Genomic DNA, 22,798 nt, shown 5'->3' with positions numbered 1-22,798 from the left:
ATGGTTCTTCTGTTCCTGCCGGTGGCGGGGACGATTCAGGCAGATAATGAAGCGGTCCGTGCACCGGGAGCGGCTTCGGGTACAGTAGTCAGCGGACCTGTGTTCATTATTCCGGTAGACCAGGAGATTGAGCGGGGTCTGCAGAGCTTTCTGGAACGGGGCTTTCAGGAAGCGGCGAATTACGGCGCAGTTCTGATTGTGCTGGAGATCGATACGCCTGGAGGACGGGTGGATTCCGCCGAACGAATCGGCACCCTGGTCAGAGACAGCAAGATCCCGGCAGTGGCCTATATCAAAGGCAACGCCGCATCGGCAGGCAGCTATATCGCGCTGAACGCGGATGCCATTATCATGAAGCCGGGCAGCATGATCGGGTCTGCTTCGCTGGTGGACATGAACGGGAAGAGCGTGGAAGACGCCAAGATGGTATCGTACTGGAAATCCAAAATGATCGGGGCTGCCTCGCTGAATGGGCGTGATCCTGAAGTGGCTGCCGGCATGATGGATGTTCATCTGGTAGTTAACCGCCCGGAACTGGGCGTGAACAAGCAGGCGGGCGAGATTATCGCTCTGAGCAGCAACGAGGCGCTTCAGGCCGGTTACGCCGACCGGATTGCTGGAACGGAGCAGGAGGCGATTACCTGGCTGGGCTACTCGACAGACGACATTTTTCGCATTGAGCATACCGGTGCGGAGAAAATGTCGCAATTTCTGACCCATCCGGTGGTCATGACGATTCTGCTCTTCGTGGGCATCGCCGGTGTGTTCATCGAGCTGCTGGTGCCCGGCTTTGGGGTGCCCGGAGTTGTCGGTACGCTGGCGTTCGCCCTTTACTTCTTCGGCAACTATGTGGCTGGCTTCGCCGGGGCGGAGACGCTGCTGCTGTTCATTCTGGGACTGGTAATGCTGATTCTGGAGCTGTTTGTGCCGAGCTTCGGTATTCTGGGGATACTCGGGTCCATCAGTCTGGTGGCTGGTGTTGTAAGGGCTGCATACAGCTTTACGCATGCGCTGTTCAGCCTTGGCATTGCTTTTTCGGCAGCGGCTGTGGTCATTGTGTTTGTAGCCGTGGTCTTCAAGGAGCGTGGGATCTGGAACCGTTTCATCCTTCAGGATAGCCTTACCAGAGACAAAGGGTTTGTTCCTGTCCCGGAGAAGCTGCGTCTGATCGGAGCCTCCGGCATGAGCGTAACCCCGCTGCGTCCGGCTGGAACCGCCACCTTTGACGGTGAACGGATAGATGTGGTGACAGAAGGCGGGTTCATCGAGGCGCAGACTGCCGTATCCGTGGTGAAGGTTGAGGGCGGCCGCGTGGTCGTGAAGGAAGCTGCGAAATAATTGTTGTCTATCAAGATATAGGAGGTTGATAAGCGTATGTTAGAAGCATCTATGATTACTTTTTTGCTGATCGCGGTAGCCGTGATTATTGTACTAAGCGTCTTCTTCAGCTTCTTCCCGGTAATGCTGTGGGTATCTGCATGGGCCTCCGGGGTCAAAATCAGCATTATCACGCTGGTAGCGATGCGTCTGCGCCGGGTAACACCTAGCCGGATTGTCAATCCGCTGATTAAGGCGACCAAGGCTGGGCTGGGGCTGAATATCAATCAGCTGGAGAGCCATTATCTGGCCGGAGGGAACGTGGACCGGGTAGTGAACGCGCTGATTGCCGCCCAGAGAGCGGATATTCCGCTGGAATTCACACGTGCCGCCGCCATCGATCTGGCCGGACGCGATGTGCTGCTGGCGGTTCAGATGAGCGTTAACCCGCGTGTCATTGAGACGCCGATTGTTGCGGCTGTGGCCAAGAACGGAATTGAAGTCAAGGTCAAAGCACGTGTAACGGTGCGGGCCAATATCGACCGGCTGGTCGGCGGTGCGGGCGAAGAGACGATTATTGCCCGTGTCGGCGAGGGGATTGTAACCACAGTCGGCTCCAGTAATTCGCATAAGGATGTGCTGGAGAATCCGGATTCTATCTCCCGCACTGTTTTATCCAAGGGTCTCGACTCAGGGACGGCCTTTGAAATTCTGTCCATTGATATTGCGGATGTGGATGTAGGCAAGAATATTGGTGCGTACCTGCAGACTGAGCAGGCAGAAGCGGATAAGCGCATCGCCCAGGCGAAGGCTGAAGAACGCCGGGCGATGGCGGTTGCCCATGAGCAGGAGATGAAAGCCCGCGTGGTCGAGATGAAGGCGCTGGTCGTTGAATCCGAATCCCAGGTACCCTTGGCGATGGCCGAAGCCCTGCGCTCCGGTAAGCTTGGTGTGATGGATTATATGAATCTGAAAAATATCGAGGCAGATACGCAGATGCGCGGCTCCCTCGGCAAACTAAACGATGGGGACGACGCCAGCCGTCCGCCCCACAAATAAAGGGATGTGAGCTCCCATGAGCAGCGTGATCTATTTCCTGGTGCTTGCGGCCATAGCGATCATCACCAATCTGAACAAAAAGAAGGGCAAAGACAAACAGGCCCCGCGCGGGGGGATGCCTACCTTTGGCGGCGGCGGAGGGGACATCGGTAATACGCTGCCCCGCCGCCGGAAGGCCGGGCGTGCGGAGCAGCAGGGCAGTGGCTTCCCGGCGCCTGCCGGGACAAGGGCGGACACAGACCTGCCTGCCCCGCAGCCGGATGTACATGAAGCCCCGTCTTCGCCAGCCTGGGCTGAGGCTGAGCAGCCGGTTGCCGGTGATGAGACCGGCGAAGGGGTGTCTCTGGAGCAGGCCGATGACCTGGATAGCTTGGAGGCCCGCACAGCACGCATGCAGCGGGAGCTGGAGGCGCTGCAGGCTGCCTTCGACGGAATGGCGGCTGCCGTCCCGTCTGCGGGCTCTGAAGCAGGCGGAGAGGGCATTGGCGCAGCATCACCGGCATTCGCCAGCCATCCGCTCACGGGCGACCCTGACACGCTGCGCAGCGGCCTGGTGTGGGCGGAGGTGCTGGGTCCGCCCCGTGCCCGCCAGCCGCATTCCACGCGGCGTTAAGACTTTGCCTTCGCCTCCTGATCAAACCTGTAATGCTGCAATAAGCCTGGATCTATTCCTTAGCGGGAAAGGATTCAGGCTTTTTTGCTGTTGTACCAGGAGACTGCATGTGAGTTCTTCTCATAAACGGCCGCCCCGCCGCATAAGGTGTACAGAAGGCAGGAAGGGGGAGCGTCTACTTATGACCCGTATCGGCCGCAGGCTGCGGGGATGGACAAACGGGGTACTGGATCTTCCGCAGGATGTGCTGCAGGAGATGCCCCGGATCACCCTGATCGGCAATAAGGAGCTGTATATTGAGAACCACCGCGGCGTGCTGCATTTCTCTTCGGAGCAGCTCAGGCTGGCATTAACCCAAGGAGTGCTGGAGATTTCCGGCGAAGGACTGGTCATCCGCAATATTCTGGGCCAGGAGCTTGCCGTCATTGGAGTAATCGGTGAAATCAGATATAAGGAAAGTGGGGAGAATCCATGAAAGAACCGCCTCTGGCATCACTGCGGGGGTTCGTTACACTGCATGTGAGCGGACCGCAGGTGGAGAAGTTCATTAATGCTGTAACCGGAGCGGGCATCATCATCTGGGATGTGAGGCCTGCCGGGGACGGCGCTTCTTTGAATCTGCTGCTGGATGACTTTTTCCGGCTCCGCCCGCTCCTCAAAAAGACAGGCTGCCGTATGCATGTTACAGCCAGGCACGGACTTCCGTTTCGCCTCGCGCGCTTGTGGAGACGGAAGTTTTTTGCCGCAGGGATACTGATCTTCGGTGTAGGCCTGCTGCTGCTCTCCTCCATGATCTGGAGCGTCAAGGTGGAAGGGAATACCCGCATTCCTACCGAGGATATTCTGGAAGCGGCACGCAAGGAAGGTGTCTATCCGTTTCAGTGGATTTGGCGCATGCAGGAGTCGGACGAGCTGTCCCGGGAGCTGACCACCCTGGTTCCGGGCTTGACATGGGCCGGGTTCCACCGGACCGGGACGAGCATTACCATCCAGGTCGTCGAAGCCGACCGCCCCGAGAATAAGCCGCTGCTCAGCCAGCGCCATCTCATCAGCCGGACCGATGCGGTGGTGACCGAAATCTATGCGGAGCAGGGCAGACCGGTGGTCAGCCGGAATTCGCGGGTCAAAAAAGGGGACATCCTCATCTCCGGAGCGCTGGGTGACGAGGAGAATACCGAGTTTGTAGTCGCCAAAGGCATGGTTAAAGGCCTTGTATGGCATGAATATAATCTGGAGGTGCCGCTCAAAAGAACGGGCAGTGCGTATACAGGAGAACGCAAGGACCGCACCTATCTCGTTCTCGGCAAGTGGGCGATTCAGCTGTGGGGCTATGGGGACTCCGGGTTTGCTAAGTCCCGTACGCTTTCAGAGCCCGACATGCTGTCGTGGCGCTCGTTTCAGCTGCCGCTGGGCCTGATGACTGAGAAGGAGCTGGAGATCAAAGCTACCGCTGAAGCGCTTACTCCAGAGGCAGCCAGAGCGGAAGGATTGACGCGGGCGAAGAGCGATATTTTCGCGCGATACGGCGCTGATAGCGTCATTAAAAGTCAAAAAATTTTGCATGAGAAGAAAGAGAATGGTAAAGTTTATATGAAAGTGCTGTTTGAGGTGGAAGAGAGAATTGCGGAAGAACTTCCGATAGTAAACAATTGAGGAGAATGAGGCTACTTGTCAGAACAGACTGCAAGCATTCAAATATCTTTGCACAATGCGGGAGAAGCGCAATCCCTGTTCGGCCCGCAGGACGGATTCCTGAAAATCATTGAGAAAGAAATTCCGGCAGTTATTAACTCACGCGAGGCCGAAATTACGATTCGCGGTACGGAGCGGGAAGTGGACATGCTGGGCCAGCTCTTCAACGTGCTGCTGTCACTGGTACGCGGGGGTTATATATTGAGCGAACGCGATGTGCAGTATGCCGTGGAGCTGGCGAAGGATTTCCGTGCCGACCAGCTGCTGGACCTGTTCAAGGGCGAGATTACAACCACATTCCGCGGCAAGCCGATCCGTGTCAAGACGATTGGCCAGAAGCATTATGTGAGCACCATCAAAAAGCGTGATATCGTCTTCGGCATCGGCCCGGCGGGCACAGGCAAGACATATCTGGCTGTGGTCCTCGCGGTGACGGCGCTGAAGGAAGGCTCGGTCAAACGGATCGTGCTTACGCGTCCGGCTGTAGAGGCCGGGGAGAACCTGGGCTTCCTCCCGGGAGATTTGCAAGAGAAGGTAGATCCGTATCTGCGGCCGCTCTACGACGCCTTGTACGACGTTATGGGGCCTGATCAGGTGGCAAAGGCGCTGGAGCGCGGGCTGATCGAGATTGCACCGCTTGCCTATATGCGCGGACGTACGCTGGAGGATGCTTTTATCATCCTTGATGAAGCGCAGAATACCACGCCCGAACAAATGAAAATGTTCCTCACCCGTCTGGGCTTCGGCTCCAAGATGGTCATCACGGGCGATGTGACCCAGATCGATTTGCCGCGCGGCAAGAAGTCAGGGCTGATCGAAGCCAAAACGATTCTTTCCGGTATCGAGGAGCTTGGCTTTGTCTACTTCGCTGAGCAGGACGTTGTCCGTCATTCCCTTGTGCAGAAAATTATCGTTGCCTATGACCGCTCTGCCGAAAACCTCCAATAAAAAAGGGGATTGTCTTCATGGCCTCAAAGCAACCATCGAAATTAAGCGGATTTGTATATAGCAGTAGCGGATGGAAGTATAGCGCGGTGACGCGCTATGCTCTTTTCCTGTTATTGGCCGTTGTCTTCTACCTCAGCCTGTCCTCTGATCTGCTGCCCAAAAGGTATGATATCAAAGAGGGAACCCGCAGTGCCAAGGAGATTACAGCTCCCAAGCAAATCCTGGACAACAACGCCAAGCTCAAGGCCCAGGAGACTGCTGCAGAGAATGTGACCAACCGTTATGCCATTATTCCTATCCGGGCGGAGAATCTAGTAACTCTGCTGCTGGACCGGATCGGCGGGTTGAATCAGGATGATACGATTTCACAGAGTGAGAAGACAGAGATTTACCGGGAAGAGATTCCGCGGCGGGCGAATGATTTTATTCTTAATTTCGTGGCGGCCAGCCAGAAGGCCGGGACTTACTCCGAGCATCTGCTGGATGAAATGCAGTCCGTTATCAAGGATCAGGCCTACGTCATTCCGGAAGAGACCTATATCAAGATCCCGCGCCTGACTCAGCAGGATATCATCGAAATGAAGCCGGTGGCCCGGGATATTGTCACCAAGCTGATGAATGACCAGATTACCGACGCCCAGAGCGCACGCGCCAAGGTGGCCGAGCAGGTCAGCGTCAGTTCGCTGGGACAGCGGACCGCCCGCGAGGTGGTTCAGGAGCTGGTGCGGCTGGTGATTACCGCCAACAAATTCTATGACGAGGATGCGACCAAGGAAGCGAAGGTGCAGGCCCGTCAGAATACGCCGGATGTGTTCATCGAGCAGGGGGATGTGCTAGTCGCCAAGAATCAGGAGATTACCCCTGAGCTGTACAAGCTGCTGGATGAGAACGGTCTGCTCAGTAAAGAGATTAATTACTGGCCGCAACTCGGCCTGCTGCTGCTCTCTGCACTGTTGTCCTTTGGTCTGATGACCTTCATCCGCTACAATGGCGGAGCCTCAGGCTTCAAATACAATAACTCCCAGCTGCTTATGCTGGTACTGGTCTTTATTATTACGATTGTTATGATGAAGCTTACGGCCTTCCTGCAGACCGATGTGCGGACATATATCGGCTATCTGGCACCTGTGGCTCTCGGCGCGATGCTGATTTCCATGCTGCTGGACATGACCTTAGCTTATTTCTGTTCCATTCTGTTCAGCATTCTGGCCAGTATCCTGCTGAATGTTCAGCAGAATACTATCTTTGATTTCACCTTCGGCTTCTTTGCCCTAATCGTGAGTTATGTTGCCATCTTCTCGACGCACCGCGCCGGACAACGTTCAACGCTGCTGAAGGGCGGCATTATGGTGTCCCTGCTCGGTTGCCTGACTGTGGCCATACTGACGATGCTGAGCGGAGGCGTATGGAACGAGACGAATACGTTATATGCTCTGGGCTTCTCCTTTGCCGGGGGGCTGCTTACCGCAGTGCTGGTCATCGGCTTGATGCCGTTCTTCGAGGTAACGTTCGGCATTCTGTCGGCACTGAAGCTCGTAGAACTGTCTAACCCGAACCATCCGCTGCTGCGTAAGCTGCTTACTGAGACGCCGGGCACCTATCACCACAGCGTGATGGTAGGTAATCTGTCCGAGGCTGCGGCCGAAGCGATTGGTGCGGACGGACTTCTGTGCCGGGTAGGCTCGTATTATCATGACATCGGCAAGACGAAGCGCCCGTTCTATTTCATAGAGAACCAGAACAATATGGAGAATCCGCATGACTCGATTGAGCCGAAGCTGAGCAAGTCGATCATTGTGGCCCACGCCCGGGACGGGGTGGAGATGCAGAAGGAATACAAGCTGCCGAAGCCGATCCGCGATATAGCGGAGCAGCATCACGGCACGACGTTCCTGCATTATTTTTATCATAAGGCATTGAAGCTTGCAGAAGATAAGGGGGTAGAGCCGGACTTCACGGAGGAGGATTTCCGTTATCCCGGCCCGAAGGCGCAGTCAAAGGAATCCGCAGTCGTCGGGATCGCCGATAGTGTGGAGGCCGCCGTCCGTTCGCTCCGTAAGCCAACCGTGGTGCAGGTGGAGACTATGATTGAGAAAATTATCAAAAGTCGGCTGGATGACCATCAGTTCGATGAATGCGATCTGACGCTCAAGGAGCTGGATATTATTTCGCGGACACTGAAAGAGACTGTTATGGGTATTTTCCATTCCCGGATTGAATACCCCGAGGATGTGCGTAAGCCCAAAAAAGAGGAAGGGGCCATCAAAAATGAGTCTGAGCGTCGTTTGGAACAATGAACAGGATGAACATGAAATTAACGGCGATCTGATTGCACTGCTGGAGCGGATTCTTCAGGCAGCAGGCATTGCTGAAGGAATTGACACGGGGGAAGTGGATCTGACCTTCGTCAATAACGAACGCATTCACGAGCTGAATCTGGAATACCGCGGTATTGACCGTCCGACAGATGTGCTCTCCTTCGCAATGAACGAGGCCGGAGAAGACGAGCTGGAGATTAAATATGATTTAGCAGATGAAGACGAAGAGCTGGAAGAAGTACCGAATGTGCTTGGGGATATTATCATCTCGGTTACCCGGGCGCAGGAGCAGGCTGAGGAATACGGCCATTCCCTGGAGCGGGAGCTGGGCTTCCTGTTCGTGCACGGGTTCCTGCATTTGCTGGGCTATGATCATCAGGAGCCGGAGGCTGAGGCCGAAATGATGTCTAAGCAGGAGAAGGCTCTGGCTCAGGTCGGGTTGACACGCTAATGGTCAAGAATACGGCGGTGGGCCACAAAAAATTCTGGCATTCCTTTCGCTTTGCAGCGCACGGCATTGCAGCGGCCTTCAAATCGGAGCTGAACATGAAGGTGCACAGCGGCCTTGCTGTTCTGGTAGTGGCTGCCGCCGCTGTGTTCAGACTTCCTCCGTCAAGCTGGATGCTGCTGCTGCTGGCCATTACGCTGGTGCTGACAGCCGAACTGCTGAACACGGCGATTGAAGCGACGATTGATCTGGTGTCGCCTGAGGTTCACCCCTTGGCCAAGAAGGCCAAAGATACCGCCGCAGGCGCCGTGCTGCTTACGGCGGTGTTTGCCGTGATTGCCGGAATCTATGTTTTTTATCATCCCGTGATGGACTGGATCACAGGTCTTATGTCATAATCAGTTTACAACTTCAGCTGGTGTAAGAGGCGGACCCGCTTTGCGCGCTCCGTCATCTTTAATTAGAGTGACATTTTCAGGGCAATGAATGAAGTGGGTGCTCAATAAAACTAGGCTAATGCTTACGAAGTGAGTTTTGTACGAGAACTAATCGAAGAAGCGTAAGCTTACAAAACTTAAGCTGATGCTTACGAAGCGAGTTTTATTTCGATGAAGATTCGATGAAGCGAATGCTCAATAAAACTAAGCGTATGCTTACGAAGCGAGTTTTGTACGAAGATTAATCGAAGAAGATGAAAAACTTTTAGGAGGACAACTATGGATTCTGCGCTACTTCTTCAGGAAGCGATCAAGGCAAGAGCCAATGCATATATACCGTATTCCCACTTCGGGGTGGGGGCAGCGCTGCTGGATCAGGACGGCAAAGTCCACCACGGCTGCAACATCGAGAATGCCGCTTACGGTCCCACCAACTGCGGGGAGCGGACGGCCATGTTCCGCGCCATTGCGGACGGCCATAAGCCCGGTACCTTCAAAGCTATAGCAGTAGTAGCAGATACGGATGGCCCCGTATCACCTTGCGGCGTCTGCCGCCAGGTGATGGTCGAGCTGTGCGGCCCCGATATGCCGGTCATTCTCGGCAACCTGAAGGGCGATATTGTGGAGACTACGGTCCGTGACCTGCTTCCTGGCGCCTTCGGCCCGGCGGATCTGGCGCAGGGGCAGAGTGCGGAGTGATGGCAGGAGCTAGCGTGTGCGTGCGGGAAGCGTGTGGGTCTAAGCATTGCAACTAACCAACTATTCGCGCCGCAGTCAAGCGTGTTCCCGGAGGTAACCAATAGCGCTGGTGCTCCGAAGTTAACTGTATATTCTACAACTAACTCTCCCCTATTCCCGCCAAAAGTTGATTTAAGTGTAAATTGTACAACTAAATTCATCAGATATCGTCGAAAGTGACGTTGATGAGATAAATAGATGTATGAATTACAACTAAAGTCTATTTACCGCTGATTTGGAGCGGAATAAGTGTACAAAATACAATTAAGACAGTTGTAGGCATGGCAGGTTAGTTATTGTGGGCATGCCGGGCTAGTTATTGCGAGTGGGCATGGGCAGGATTCGGTGTTCAACAAATTAGTCTTTCCCGCTTCGCAGTCAAGCGTGTTCCCGGTGGGAACGGCAAGCGCTCATGCTCCACAGCTCCCTGTCCCGCGCAGCATGCTGGCCACCGCCAATCAAAGGCGCCGCAGTTAAGCGTGTTCCCGCAGGGAACGGCAAGCGCTCATGCTCCACAGCTCCCTGTCCCGCGCAGCATGCTGGCCACCGCCAATCAAATGCGCCGCAGTCAAGCGTGTTCCCGCAGGGAACGAAAAGCGATCCTCCTTCCAAAGTTTCTTGCCGCGCCAAGCGCTGCATCCACGTCAATTCCGGGTGTCCAGAGGGCCGGGGCCCTTGGGGTCCCCCTTGGCGAAGGGGGACTTAGGGGGATCGAAAATCTTTTGAACGCTTTGGAATTAAAGTTTGAACGATTCTAACCACGTAGTAAGGAAGGAAGATCATATGAAATTCAAATCAGGGTTTGTCGCCATTATCGGCAGACCAAACGTAGGCAAATCAACACTCATGAACCAGGTAATCGGCCAGAAGATTGCCATTATGTCGGACAAGCCGCAGACCACACGGAATAAGATTCACGGAGTATACACGGCGAATAACTCACAGATTGTATTCCTGGACACCCCGGGTATCCATAAAAGACAGTCCAAGCTCGGCGATTACATGAATCAGACCGCGATGAGCACGCTGCATGAAGTGGAAGCGGTGTTGTTCCTGGTGGATGCATCTGAGGGAATGGGCGGAGGAGACCGTTTTATCGCGGAACAGCTTGGCAGCATTAAGACTCCGGTCATTCTGGTCATGAACAAGATTGACAAGATTGAGCCGGAAGCGCTGCTGCCGATGATTACGGAGTATAACAAGCTGCATACGTTCGCCGAGATCGTGCCGATCTCAGCCAAGATGGGCAATAATGTCAACACGCTGCTGGAGCAGGTGCAGAAATATCTGCCGGAAGGCCCGCAGTATTATCCGGACGATCAGATTACCGATCACCCCGAGCAGTTCGTCTGCGCGGAGCTGATCCGCGAGAAGATTCTGCATCTGACCCGTGAAGAGGTGCCGCATTCCATCGCAGTGGCGATTGAGGATATGAGCGTGGAACCCAATGGGGTTGTGCATATTTCGGCGGTTATTTTTGTCGAGCGCGATTCCCAGAAGGGAATTATTATCGGTAAGCAGGGAGCGCTGCTGAAGGAAGTCGGACGCCGTGCGCGGACGGATATTGAGAATCTGCTGGGCTCGAAGATTTTCCTGGAATTATGGGTGAAGGTGAAAAAAGACTGGCGTAACCAGGACCGCGTCCTGCGGGATTTGGGCTTCCATAAAGAATGATCACCTCTCAAGCCGCCTCTACTTGGCAGGAATTGCACGGATAGATCCTGGGGCATCGCACATCCTACATCTGAAGAGACATCGTGTTTCCGAAGAAAGGATGAATACGAATGCGGAATTTTTCGTGGAAGTATTTTGCAATGACTGGAGATCTCGATGCGTATTTGCTGTACAGGGAAGCTGGGGATTCGCCCGAGGGCAGCGGAACGCTGCCGGCGGAGGAAGAGATGGCTATCGATGAAGAAGCACAATAAGAACTGGTTGCTTGCCGAGTGGTTGGGGGAAGAGGCATGCTATACAGGGTGGAAGGGATCGTCATCCGCAGCATGGACTACGGTGAAGGGAACGCCATTATTACGCTTTGCACCGAGAACGCCGGTAAAGTAGGGGTTCTGGTGCGGGGCGCCAAGAAGGTCAAAAGCCGTCATGCTGCCCTGATCCAGTTGTTCACAACAGGTGAGTTCGTGTTCTTCCGCAACAACGGTGGACTGGGAACACTCAATGCCGGAGAGATCACGAAGTCCCATCATCCGCTACGTGAGGATCTGGTCAAGGCGGCGTATGCATCGTATGCCTGCGAGCTGATGGACCGGGTACTGCATGATGAAGAGACTGGCAGCTTCTGGTACCGCCAGCTAACCGCCTGCCTGAATGCACTGGAGGAAGACAAAGAGCCCGGCATTATCAATAATGTATTTGAAATGAAGGTACTGCAGGCTGCGGGTTACGGGCCTCAGCTCGACTCCTGTATCGTCTGCGGCAAAGACAAGCCGGATGAGGAGCTTAGAATGAGTCCCCGTCTGGGGGGAGTTCTCTGCCGCAGCTGCCGGCATAACGATCCGCCGGCCATGGAGATTTCCCCGCGTGCCTTGAAGCTGCTGCGGATCTTCGCGGCGCTGGATCTGACCAGGCTGGGAAATGTTGATGTGAAGCCGGAGACCCGTGCGGAGCTGAAGACCGTCATGCGGGGATTCATGGATATGCAGTTGGGGCTCAGACTGAAGTCCCAGAGCTTCCTGGACCAGCTCGATAAATACAATATTTGACGAATCGCAAATTATCCGTTACTATAAGTTCAGTTTCTTTTATAAGATTGCCGTGTTTGCTCCAGAACTGGAGAGAGTGCGTGGATCGGGAAAGTAGTGGGCGGTATTGTCGCAGCAGCGAGCCGGGGGTAGTGGAAGCCTGGCGGGACGACGTTCATGAACAGGGCACCCGGGAGTACGGAAGCGGCAGCATGAAAAGTGGATTTCGTGATTTTTGCGTAATCAAGTAGGGTGGAACCGCGGGAGAATAGATTTGAGCTCTCGTCCCTATGTCTGTTCATCAGGCATGGGGGCGGGAGCTTTTTGGCTTGTGGCTGTGGGGGACATTCTTCTTCCATCATAGACCGCAGGTACATAGAAGCTGGTGCCGCCTCCATCGCGCAGCAGCAAGAGCCAGTCATAAGCAAGAGGCAGTACACACTTGTAAAGCGAAGGAGCCGGTAGTTATGAACTTTCAGCAGATGATTCTGACCCTGCAGCAGTTCTGGGCAGCCCAGAATTGTATTCTCGTCCAGCCGTATGATACGGAAAAAGGGGCGGGCACGATGAACCCTATGACTTTTTTGCGTTCCCTGGGCCCGGAGCCGTGGAAGGTTGCTTATGTGGAGCCTTCACGGCGCCCGTCTGACGGCCGCTACGGGGAGAACCCGAACCGCCTGTATCAGCATCACCAGTTCCAGGTCATCATCAAGCCGTCCCCGGACAATATTCAGGAGCTGTACCTGGACAGCTTGAAGGCACTTGGCGTAGATCCCCTGCTGCATGATGTGCGGTTTGTCGAAGATAACTGGGAGAATCCGTCCCTGGGCTGTGCGGGTCTCGGGTGGGAAGTGTGGCTGGACGGTATGGAAATTACCCAATTCACCTACTTCCAGCAGGTTGGCGGAATTGAAGCAAGTCCGGTAGCGGTGGAGATTACCTACGGGATGGAGCGTCTGGCCTCTTATATTCAGGATAAGGAGAATGTATTTGACCTGGAATGGGTAGACGGCATGACGTACGGAGATGTTTTCCATCAGCCGGAGGTCGAGCATTCCACGTATACCTTTGAAGTCTCGGATGTCAAAATGCTGTTCAGCTTGTTCAACACCTACGAAGAGGAAGCCCGCAGAGCAATGGAGAATCACCTCGTCTTCCCGGCGTATGATTACGTGCTGAAATGCTCGCATACCTTCAACCTGCTGGATGCGCGCGGCGCGATCAGCGTAACGGAACGCACAGGCTTCATTACGAGAGTACGCAACTTGGCCCGCACCGTAGCGGCGACATATCTGGAGGAACGCGAGAAGCTGGGCTTCCCGCTGCTGAAGAAAGAAGGTGCTGACCATGTCTAAGGATATTCTGTTCGAGATCGGTCTGGAGGAAATCCCTGCACGCTTTATCCGGGCGGCGATGGAGCAACTGAAGGACAGAACGGCGAAATGGCTGGAGGCCTCGCGGATCAGTCATCAGGGCGTCAGTGCATATGCAACACCGCGCCGCCTTGCCGTACTGGTGAAGGATGCCGCTGAGCGGCAGGAGGATGTAAGCGAAGAGGTTAAAGGACCGTCACGCAAAATCGCACTGGATGCCAGCGGCGAATGGAGCAAGGCTGCACTGGGCTTTGCCCGCAGTCAAGGAGCCACGCCGGAGCAATTCACGTTCAAGGAACTGGCAGGAGTTGAATACATCTATGTGACCAAGAGCAGCACCGGCATTGAGACAGCCTCACTTCTCTCTGAAGGCTTGGCTGGCATTGTCAGCAGCATGACCTTCCCGAAAAATATGCGTTGGGGCGCTTATGATTTCAAGTTCGTGCGTCCGATCCGCTGGATGGTGGCTCTCTTTGGCCAAGAGATCATTGACCTTTCGATTACCGGAGTCAAGGCTGGCAATGTGAGCCGTGGCCACCGTTTCCTTGGTGAAGAGGCTGTGATTACGGAGCCTGCTGCATACGTTGAAGCCCTGCGCAGCCAGCATGTGCTGGTGGATGTGAAGGAGCGCGAAGAACTGATTCTAAGCGGTATTCATAAGCTTGCGGAAGAGAAGAACTGGAAGATTGCGATCAAGGAGGATCTGCTGGAAGAGGTCCTGTTCCTGGTAGAGACGCCGACTGTGCTGTTCGGTACCTTTGATCCGGCCTTCCTGAATATTCCGCAGGAGGTGCTGATCACCTCGATGCGTGAGCATCAGCGTTACTTCCCGGTGTTTGGTGAAGACGGCAAGCTGTTGCCGTTCTTCGTAACGGTACGTAACGGGAACGCGGTATCGCTGGATGTCATCGCCAAGGGGAACGAGAAGGTGCTGCGCGCCCGCTTGTCGGATGCCAAATTCTTTTATGAAGAAGACCAGAAGCTACAGATTAACGATGCTCTGGCCAAGCTGGAGAATATCGTCTACCATGAAGAGCTGGGCAGTGTAGGGGACAAAGTGCGCCGTATCCGTGCCATCGCTGACCGCTTGGCTGTGAAGCTTGAGCTGTCTTCAGAGGCAGCTGCGGAAGTGAGCCGTACAGCGGATATTTGCAAATTCGATCTGGTGACCCAGATGGTAGGGGAATTCCCTGAACTGCAAGGCACGATGGGTGAGGATTATGCCCGTAAGGCCGGGGAAACAGAGCAGGTGTCCAAAGCGGTCTTCGAGCACTATCAGCCGCGCTTCGCCGGAGATGCCGTTCCTTCTACACAGGCAGGTCTTGTAGTCAGCCTTGCTGATAAAATCGATACGATTGTCGGCTGCTTCTCCATCGGAATTATTCCAACCGGCTCCCAGGACCCGTATGCTCTGCGCCGTCAGGCGGCAGGCATTGTCCAGATCGTGCTGGAGCATCAGCTGAGCCTAAGCCTGAAGGAGATTTTTGCAGCGGCACTGGAAGTACATGGAAGTTCCCGTGCAGAGAAACATTTCACCCCTGAACTGCGTATAACCCTGTATGAGTTCTTCGGTCTGCGTGTCAAACGTCTGTTAGCCGACAACAATGTACGCTATGATGTTGTGGATGCAGCGCTTGCGGCAGGCTTCGATGATATCGTTGATGTAGTAAGCAGAAGTCTGGCTTTGATGAATGCTGTAACCGATCTGGCTGATTTCAAAACCACTGTGGATTCACTGACCCGTGTCAGCAATCTGGCCGCCAAAGCTCCGGAAGGTGTAATTATCGACCCGGCCCTGCTTAAGGAAGAAGCGGAACAGAAGCTGTATGCGACTTGGCAGAGTATTCATGAGCCTTACCGCACTGCCCTTGCTTCCAGACATGCTGCTGAAGCCCTGCAGATTCTGTCGGGACTTGAAGCAGCAGTTACCGGATTCTTCGATTCTGTAATGGTTATGGCCGAAGACGAAGCCGTCCGCTCGACCCGTCTGGCGCTGCTGGCTGGCATTCATACCGACTCCAAGTTGTTTGCTGATTTCGGCAAGCTGGTGTGGTAGTTCAGGCAGCTTTTAAGTAATGTTTGCGATTTTATGGTATAGATCGAGGGTTTAGGGTATAAATATACGGAACGGTGCCAATGCGTAGTTGACATTCGTTCCGTATTTATGCTTTACGAAAGAAGGATTTTTGACCATAGGGAGCGTAATATATATTACACAGGAATTTGGTGAGGCTGAACTTGGGAATTTCCCGGCTAAGGAAGATTGTTGTGGACGGTGATGCTTGTCCGGTTAAGCAGGAGATTATTACCGTGGCGCGCAGGTTCGGGCTTCCGGTGCTGATGGTCTCTTCCTATGATCATGTGCTGCGGGCGGAAGAAGGCGTTACGGTGGTTCAGGTGGACCGCGGGGCAGACAGTGCCGACCTCTATATCGCCAATCATATTTCTGCAGGAGATGTCGTAATTACGCAGGATTATGGACTGGCGGCGCTGGCGCTGGGCAAACGCTGCCTTGCTCTTTCGAACCGGGGCCAGGAATATGAGAATTCTACCATGGATTTTATGCTGGAGAGCAGGCATGCCAAGGCGGTTGAACGCAGGCGCGGGAACTATTCCAAGGGTCCCAAAGCGATTACCGCAGAGGAAAAAAATCTTTTTCAACATAAACTGACAAAACTTTTAACAATTTTGCAGGAGAATGTCCAGCTATAGCGAATTATATTTAACTGTATAAGAGATGAAGGTGGCTAATGTGGCTAGCGGACATGGTCCTATTCCCGAAGAGGTTATCGAGAACGTGCTGGCGCGGCATGATATTGTCGATACAGTCAGCAAGGTTGTCCATTTGTCCAAGCAGGGTAAATATTTATGGGGCCTCTGCCCGTTCCATTCGGAGAAGTCCCCTTCCTTCACTGTAACCCCTGACCGGGGAGTCTTTCATTGTTTTGGCTGCGGTATGGGCGGAAATGCCATCAAATTCAGGATGGAAATCGAAGGATTATCCTTCCCCGAAGCAGTCAGAATCATGGCGGAAGAGAGTGATATCCCTGTTCCTGAGGGGAGAGGCGGGGCGCTGGCTGCCCCCGATCCTGAGCGGGACCGGCTGATTCAGGCGTATGAATTATCGGCGAAGTTTTATCATTTTTTGCTGAAGAACACGGAATACGGCACTGCCGCCATGGATTACTTAAGAACCCGGGGGTTCAGCGACAAAATGATTGACCAGTTCCAGATCGGCTACGCGCCGGACCGCTGGGATACGCTGCTGCAGTTTCTGGAGAAGCGCAGCTTCGATCTCGCCGAGATGGAGAAGGGCGGACTATTGTCTGCCAGAGGGGAAGGCAAAGGATATCTGGACCGCTTCCGCGGCCGGGTTATTTTTCCGATTGCGAACCGCATGGGTAAGACGATCGCCTTCGCCGGACGCATTCTCGGGGAGGGGCAGCCGAAGTATTTGAACTCTCCCGAGAGCCGGTTATTCAACAAAAGCCGTATTCTGTACAATCTGCACCAGTCCAAAGCATCCATCCGCAAAACGCGGCAAATCGTCCTGTTCGAGGGATACGGTGATGTCATTTCGGCGTGGGAGGCAGGTGTACAGAACGGGGTAGCCACGATGGGAACCTCGCTCACTGAGGGTCATGTGGCCCTGATGAAGAGCCTTGGAGATGAGATCGTGCTTGCCTATGATGGAGATAAGGCTGGACAAGCTGCCGCCCTTAAGGCCATTCCTATCCTGGAAGCCAGCGGACTGCGGGTCAAGGTAGCACTGCTTCCAAGCGGCCTCGACCCGGATGAATTCATCTCCCGGCATGGCGGGGACAGATTCAGGGAACAGGTGATTGACTCTGCTGTGTCTTCCATCAAATTTAAGCTTATATATCTGAAAAAAAACCATATACTCCTAGAGGAAGACGGCAAAATTGCCTATGTCAAGGAGGCTCTGGAGATTATCGCCGGGCTCCCTTCTTCAACGGAGCGGGAGGTATACTTGCGGGAAATCGCCTCCGAGCTTGAGCTGTCCTATGACAGTCTGAAGCAGGATTGCAATTTACTTCGTGCCTCCATGCAAAAAAACAACCCCGAAGGGGATAATAACGACAATAGGTGGAATAATGGTAGGCATAAAAAAGGGCAAGTGCAGACACCTACGTTGCTGCCTGCTTACCATGTTGCGGAACGGCGCCTGTTATCCTTAATGATTCAAGACCCGGAAGCAGCAGCCTATGTGGGTGAACGGCTCGGGGAAGAGTTCAATATTGATGATCATGCGGCAATCGCCGCTTATCTATATGCTTATTATGCGCAAGGCAAACCACCCGGCATCAGCCGGTTTCTATCATCGCTTCAGGACGACCGTCTGGAGAAGACCGCAACGGCCATCTCCATGATGGATACCCCTCCGGACTGGAATACGCAGGTTCTGGACGATTGTATTCGTGAAGTGCGGAAGTATCCTCTGCAGCGCAAAATTGAACCCAAGCGTGAAGAGATGATTCAGGCGGAGAAATCCGGTGACTTTTTGCGTGCAGCACAAATAGCAAGTGAAATTTTAGCCCTAGAGAGACAATGAGCTGTTGACAGGATGTACCTAGGGAGGAGGGAGTCGAATTATGGCGAACGATCAGCACACTGAACTGGAAGCGGAATTTACTCTGGATCAGGTTAAGGATCAGCTTATTGATCACGGGAAGAAAAGATCATCACTTAATTACAAAGATATCATGGAGAAATTGTCGCCATTCGATCAGGACCCCGAGCAGATGGAGGAATTCTACGAGCAGCTGAGCGATCTGGGGATCGAGGTTGTCAATGAGAACGATGAAGAGGTGAACAGCCTTCGTCCAAGCGAAGACAATGAGGACAAAGAAGGTGACGACTTCAGCTTTGACGATGATCTGTCGCTGCCTCCGGGTATCAAGATTAACGACCCCGTCCGGATGTACTTGAAGGAAATCGGCCGCGTGCCGCTGTTATCGGCTGACGATGAAGTAGAACTGGCGATGCGAATCAAGAATGGTGATGAGGAAGCGAAGCGGAGACTGGCAGAAGCGAACCTGCGGCTCGTGGTCAGTATCGCCAAGCGTTATGTCGGACGCGGCATGCTGTTCCTGGATCTGATTCAGGAAGGTAACATGGGTCTGATCAAAGCGGTTGAGAAGTTTGACCATAACAAAGGCTTCAAGTTCAGTACCTATGCGACCTGGTGGATTCGTCAGGCGATTACGCGTGCGATTGCCGACCAGGCCCGTACGATCCGTATTCCGGTGCATATGGTCGAAACCATCAACAAGCTGATCCGGGTCTCCCGTCAACTCTTGCAGGAGCTGGGACGCGAGCCATCGCCGGAAGAGATTGCAGCGGAGATGGAGCTTACCGTTGAGAAGGTTAGAGAGATCATGAAGATTGCCCAGGAACCGGTATCGCTGGAAACACCAATCGGTGAGGAAGATGATTCGCATCTGGGAGATTTCATTGAGGACCAGGAGGCGCTGGCGCCTGCCGATGCAGCGGCGTATGAGCTGCTGAAGGAACAGCTGGAGGATGTGCTGGACACGCTGACTGAGCGTGAAGAGAATGTGCTCCGCCTGCGCTTCGGACTGGATGACGGACGGACGAGAACCCTTGAGGAAGTGGGCAAGGTGTTCGGCGTAACCCGCGAGCGGATTCGCCAGATCGAAGCCAAAGCGCTTCGTAAGCTGCGTCACCCTAGCCGCAGTAAGCGGCTGAAGGATTTCCTCGAATAGACCTTACAACCGGGACCTTCTGCTGCACGGTGGCAGGAGGTCCTATTATGTTGTCAAGGGGATTCACCAATGCTGTAGCCCCGACATGTGCGGGAGCTTGTAATGAAGTGAAGGCAAGTTCTGGAAAGAGGGATGCCGGTTGAACCTGGAGAAACGTGATACTATATTAAGAGAAATTCAATATTGGAGAAGAAGCAAGCTTCTGCCGGAGCAATACTGTGACTTCCTGACCAACCTGTATGATGATCAGGCAGAGACGGAGGACAGCAATCCGGTATCGTTACGGAATCTCCAGCAGGGAAGCATCAAAATTTGGCTGTTTGGTTTTGGAATTATTTCCTTGATTTTCTTGATTAGTCTTTATTTTAGCGTTTTTCCCTGGCCTTTGCAACTTGCTACAGCGCTCAGCGTCCTAATTATTTGTTATGGATATTCAGCGATTTACCTGAACCGCAACAAGACAATCAGTCTGATGCTGGCGGGGATCGGCAGCATTTTAACGTTGGGATTCGGATTATGGCTGATTGAGCTGCATAAGCTGAATGCTGATTTTTGGACACCGCTGCTGATTGCGGCCTGCGGGCTGCTGTGGTGTGTGCTTGGTTTTTTTCTGCGTATCGGACTGCTTCATTTCTGCGGATATGCCTTCTGGGCTCTGCTCTATGCAGGCTTCTTCGGACATGTCCGGCCGGACGCCTCTCTGCTGGAGCTGGAGCTGCTCTGGCTTCCGCTGTGTGTGCTTATGATCTGGATGAGCTGGTTGATGTATCACAAGGTTAGCGGGGTCTCAGGGGTGTACCTTGGGGCTGGTGTGGCTCTCTGGCTGATGCCGGAGGTGGACGCGCTATGGCTCAGAGGAGGATTCCCGGAATGGACCTCGCTTATAATAATACTGAAGATTGCAGTGGGCCTTGCGCTGCTGTTCCTCTTCAGAAAAAAATGGATAACGTGGGTGGCCTCATGAACAACGTAAAATTATCAGACCGGCTTCAGCTGCTGCTGGAGCAGGTCCCTGCGGGCAGCAGACTTGCCGATATCGGCTCAGATCATGCTCTGCTGCCAGTTGCCGCTGTGAAGAGCGGCCGTGTGCCTTCGGCTATTGCCGGAGAAGTAAATCCGGGACCCTATGAAGCGGCGCTTCGTGGTGTTGCGGAAGCAGGACTCGGTGCAAAGATCGCTGTACGGCGCGGAGACGGGCTGGAGGTGCTGGAGCCGGGGGAAGCGGACTGTATTACCATTGCCGGAATGGGCGGCTCGCTGATCGCGGCCATTCTGGAACGCGGGCAGAAGGTTGGCAAGCTGGCAGGGGTGAAGACGCTCGCGTTACAGCCCAATGTAGGCGAGGATATTCTGCGCCGCTGGCTGCTGCGGAGCGGCTGGGTGCTGGTCTCGGAGCATATTTTGGAGGAAGACGGCAAAATCTATGAAATCCTGACCGCTGTCCCTGAGGGTGCTGAAACGGCGGGGACGAATGAAGAGCTGTACAGCGAACGTCTGCTTGCCGGAGGGAAGATGGCTCTTGATCAGGCGCTGCTGCTCGAGATGGGACCGTTGCTGCTGCAAGCGCCAAGTGAAGTGTTCGCTGCTAAATGGCAGGGTGAAATCTCCAAGCTGGAGAGCATCCTGGCCTCACTCGCACGTTCGGAGCTGGGGGCGGCTGAGGAGAAGAGCAGCAGAATCAAGCTTCAGATTAAACGGATTGCGGAGGTGCTGGAATGTTTGCCAAAGGACAGACCGTAATTGGATATATGGAGCAGCTTGCCCCAAAGCATCTGGCTGAGGAATGGGATAATGTCGGTCTTCAGGTCGGCAGTCTCCAGAAGGAAATCACCGGGGTGCTGGTGGCACTGGATGTCAATGAGAGCATTGTGGATGAGGCGATTACCAAGGGCTGTAATCTGATTATTGCCCATCATGCGGTGATTTTCCGGCCGATCAAAGGGATTCTGACGGATACCCCGGCAGGCCGCTTATATGAGAAGCTGATCAAAAACGACATTGCCGTGTACATCAGCCATACGAATCTGGATGTGGCCGAAGGTGGAATGAACGACTGGATGGCTGATGCGCTTGGTATTGAGAATGGTGCACCGATCAAGGATATTCATACCGAGCAGCTGTCCAAGCTGGTTGTATTCGTGCCGAAGGATCATCACCAGAAGGTGCTGGATGCCATCCTTAACGCCGGAGCAGGCTGGATCGGCAATTACAGCCATTGCAGCTTCAATATCGAAGGCTACGGCACCTTCATTCCACAGGAGGGCACGGACCCGTACATTGGCACGCCAGGCAAGCTGGAGCGGGCTGAAGAAGTCCGCATCGAGACAATTGTGCCCCATACGATCCGTAACAAGGTGGTACAGGCCATGTTGAAGGCTCACCCGTATGAAGAGGTGGCTTATGACCTGTATTCCATGGACCTCAAGGGACGCAGCCTTGGACTTGGAAGAGTGGGGAAGCTGAAGGAGCAGGTGACGCTTGGCGAATTCATCGAGACAGTCAAACGCGGGCTGGATGTGGAGAGCGTGCGGGTGGTTGGAGATCTGGACCGCAAGATCCGCAAGGCGGCAGTCATGGGCGGGTCCGGTGCCAAGTATTACAGCAGCGCTATCTTCAGGGGAGCGGATGTGCTGGTGACCGGCGATATCGATTACCATACGGCACAGGATGCGCACCTCGCAGGAATCGCCTTGATCGATCCGGGCCATAATGCGGAGAAGATCATGAAGGTGAAGGTAGCGGAGTATCTCGCCGGCAAGCTGACGGAGCACAAGTACGGCACGGCAGTGCATGCCTCGCAGCCGGATACCGAGCCTTTTATATTCCTGTAGGCCGTCATTATTTGCACTTGTGCACTAGGCGGCATATCTGTATAATATACAATGTTGTTTCGGAAAGTTTGACAGACAATCGCCGGTATGCGTGAGAGCGCATGCGGGAGGAAAGTCCGGGCTCCACAAGGCAGGGTGCTGGATAACGTCCAGTCGGCGCGAGCTGAAGGATAGTGCCACAGAAATGGACCGCCGATGGCCGCTTTCGGGCGGCACAGGCAAGGATGGAACCGAGGTGTAAGAGACCCCGAGGAACGCTGGTGACTTCGTTCCTGGTAAACCCCATCTGGAGCAAGACCTAATGAGACGCAGCCGCTTCCCTAACCGGAAGCCGCAGCCTTCGCCTGAGGCGTGTCTAGGTTGGTCGCTGGAGCTGTGCAGTAATGTATGGCCTAGATAGATGATTGTCGCTTATGGTGGGAGGGTAGTTCCCGTCTGAACCACAACGAGCACAGAACCCGGCTTACGGCAAACTTTCCTAACTGACAACTTTAATAAGACATTACAGTAATCACAATTTCTGCATAATAAGACGGCGGCCTCCTGAGGGGGGCCGCCTTTTTGTATGAAAACGTAGA

Annotated in this window: 21 protein-coding genes and 1 other RNA gene; all 22 read left to right on the top strand. The window is 54.1% G+C overall.

The features are described 5' to 3' along the window. The 22 genes from C162_RS00915 to rnpB all read left to right on the top strand — a co-directional run bounded on the left by C162_RS00915 (position 1) and on the right by rnpB (position 22,701). Positions 1 to 1,338 (top strand): NfeD family protein, encoded by a 1,338-nt coding sequence (locus C162_RS00915; RefSeq protein WP_084648768.1) that lies wholly within the window; start codon positions 1 to 3, stop codon positions 1,336 to 1,338. Between the two features lie 36 nt (positions 1,339 to 1,374). After that, on the top strand, positions 1,375 to 2,376 hold the full coding sequence (gene floA, locus C162_RS00910) for a flotillin-like protein FloA (RefSeq protein WP_036690301.1): 1,002 nt from the start codon (positions 1,375 to 1,377) through the stop codon (positions 2,374 to 2,376). Positions 2,377 to 2,392: 16 nt separating this feature from the next. After that, positions 2,393 to 2,989 carry a hypothetical protein gene (locus C162_RS00905; RefSeq protein WP_036690299.1) on the top strand — a complete coding sequence of 199 codons (597 nt, stop codon included), beginning with the start codon at positions 2,393 to 2,395 and terminating at the stop codon, positions 2,987 to 2,989. Positions 2,990 to 3,170: 181 nt separating this feature from the next. Then, on the top strand, positions 3,171 to 3,464 hold the full coding sequence (gene yqfC / locus C162_RS00900) for a sporulation protein YqfC (protein WP_036690297.1): 294 nt from the start codon (positions 3,171 to 3,173) through the stop codon (positions 3,462 to 3,464). Then, positions 3,461 to 4,642 carry a sporulation protein YqfD gene (gene yqfD / locus C162_RS00895; protein WP_036690295.1) on the top strand — a complete coding sequence of 394 codons (1,182 nt, stop codon included), beginning with the start codon at positions 3,461 to 3,463 and terminating at the stop codon, positions 4,640 to 4,642. The genes yqfC and yqfD overlap by 4 nt, the downstream gene beginning before the upstream one ends. Before the next feature lie 15 nt (positions 4,643 to 4,657). Further along, on the top strand, positions 4,658 to 5,629 hold the full coding sequence (locus C162_RS00890) for a PhoH family protein (protein ID WP_036690294.1): 972 nt from the start codon (positions 4,658 to 4,660) through the stop codon (positions 5,627 to 5,629). Between the two features lie 17 nt (positions 5,630 to 5,646). After that, positions 5,647 to 7,926: an HD family phosphohydrolase gene (locus C162_RS00885; protein ID WP_036690292.1), complete on the top strand. Its 2,280-nt coding sequence runs from the start codon at positions 5,647 to 5,649 to the stop codon at positions 7,924 to 7,926. Further along, positions 7,898 to 8,398: an rRNA maturation RNase YbeY gene (gene ybeY, locus C162_RS00880; protein WP_036690291.1), complete on the top strand. Its 501-nt coding sequence runs from the start codon at positions 7,898 to 7,900 to the stop codon at positions 8,396 to 8,398. Before C162_RS00885 ends, ybeY begins: the two co-directional genes overlap by 29 nt. Next, on the top strand, positions 8,398 to 8,793 hold the full coding sequence (locus C162_RS00875) for a diacylglycerol kinase family protein (protein ID WP_036690289.1): 396 nt from the start codon (positions 8,398 to 8,400) through the stop codon (positions 8,791 to 8,793). Before ybeY ends, C162_RS00875 begins: the two co-directional genes overlap by 1 nt. Before the next feature lie 318 nt (positions 8,794 to 9,111). After that, complete coding sequence (locus C162_RS00870; RefSeq protein ID WP_036690287.1) at positions 9,112 to 9,531, top strand: cytidine deaminase; 420 nt, start codon at positions 9,112 to 9,114, stop codon at positions 9,529 to 9,531. A gap of 822 nt (positions 9,532 to 10,353) precedes the next feature. Then, entirely contained in the window at positions 10,354 to 11,244 is an 891-nt protein-coding gene (era, locus tag C162_RS00865) for a GTPase Era (protein WP_036690285.1), read from the top strand. A gap of 110 nt (positions 11,245 to 11,354) precedes the next feature. Then, entirely contained in the window at positions 11,355 to 11,498 is a 144-nt protein-coding gene (locus C162_RS35120; protein ID WP_076154224.1) for a YqzL family protein, read from the top strand. A 36-nt stretch (positions 11,499 to 11,534) separates the two neighbouring features. Further along, a complete protein-coding gene (recO, locus tag C162_RS00860) occupies positions 11,535 to 12,290 on the top strand; it encodes a DNA repair protein RecO (RefSeq protein ID WP_036690283.1) in 756 nt (251 codons plus the stop codon). Positions 12,291 to 12,736: 446 nt separating this feature from the next. Next, positions 12,737 to 13,624: a glycine--tRNA ligase subunit alpha gene (gene glyQ / locus C162_RS00850; protein ID WP_036690280.1), complete on the top strand. Its 888-nt coding sequence runs from the start codon at positions 12,737 to 12,739 to the stop codon at positions 13,622 to 13,624. Beyond that, on the top strand, positions 13,617 to 15,698 hold the full coding sequence (gene glyS / locus C162_RS00845; protein WP_036690278.1) for a glycine--tRNA ligase subunit beta: 2,082 nt from the start codon (positions 13,617 to 13,619) through the stop codon (positions 15,696 to 15,698). Before glyQ ends, glyS begins: the two co-directional genes overlap by 8 nt. Positions 15,699 to 15,904: 206 nt before the next feature. Next, positions 15,905 to 16,354, top strand: coding sequence for a YaiI/YqxD family protein (locus C162_RS00840; protein ID WP_235218323.1), 450 nt, complete (start codon positions 15,905 to 15,907; stop codon positions 16,352 to 16,354). Positions 16,355 to 16,379: 25 nt separating this feature from the next. Further along, positions 16,380 to 18,215, top strand: a complete 1,836-nt coding sequence (gene dnaG / locus C162_RS00835) for a DNA primase (RefSeq protein ID WP_372238047.1) — start codon at positions 16,380 to 16,382, stop codon at positions 18,213 to 18,215. 40 nt (positions 18,216 to 18,255) lie between these two features. Next, on the top strand, positions 18,256 to 19,389 hold the full coding sequence (rpoD, locus tag C162_RS00830) for an RNA polymerase sigma factor RpoD (protein ID WP_036690273.1): 1,134 nt from the start codon (positions 18,256 to 18,258) through the stop codon (positions 19,387 to 19,389). 139 nt (positions 19,390 to 19,528) lie between these two features. Beyond that, a complete protein-coding gene (locus C162_RS00825) occupies positions 19,529 to 20,353 on the top strand; it encodes a hypothetical protein (RefSeq protein ID WP_036690271.1) in 825 nt (274 codons plus the stop codon). Continuing rightward, the gene (locus C162_RS00820; RefSeq protein ID WP_036690269.1) at positions 20,350 to 21,129 is read left to right on the top strand and encodes a tRNA (adenine(22)-N(1))-methyltransferase; all 780 of its coding nucleotides are present in this window, start codon (positions 20,350 to 20,352) and stop codon (positions 21,127 to 21,129) included. Before C162_RS00825 ends, C162_RS00820 begins: the two co-directional genes overlap by 4 nt. Next, a complete protein-coding gene (locus C162_RS00815; protein ID WP_036690267.1) occupies positions 21,105 to 22,220 on the top strand; it encodes a Nif3-like dinuclear metal center hexameric protein in 1,116 nt (371 codons plus the stop codon). Before C162_RS00820 ends, C162_RS00815 begins: the two co-directional genes overlap by 25 nt. A 63-nt stretch (positions 22,221 to 22,283) precedes the next feature. Beyond that, positions 22,284 to 22,701: RNase P RNA component class A (gene rnpB / locus C162_RS33960), an RNA gene on the top strand. Positions 22,702 to 22,798 lie beyond the last annotated feature (97 nt).

Origin of the sequence: Paenibacillus sp. FSL R7-269 (genome assembly GCF_000517865.1) — a bacterium.
In the GTDB taxonomy this organism is placed as follows: domain Bacteria; phylum Bacillota; class Bacilli; order Paenibacillales; family Paenibacillaceae; genus Paenibacillus_AQ.
This window is presented reverse-complemented; position numbering and strand designations above follow the sequence as displayed.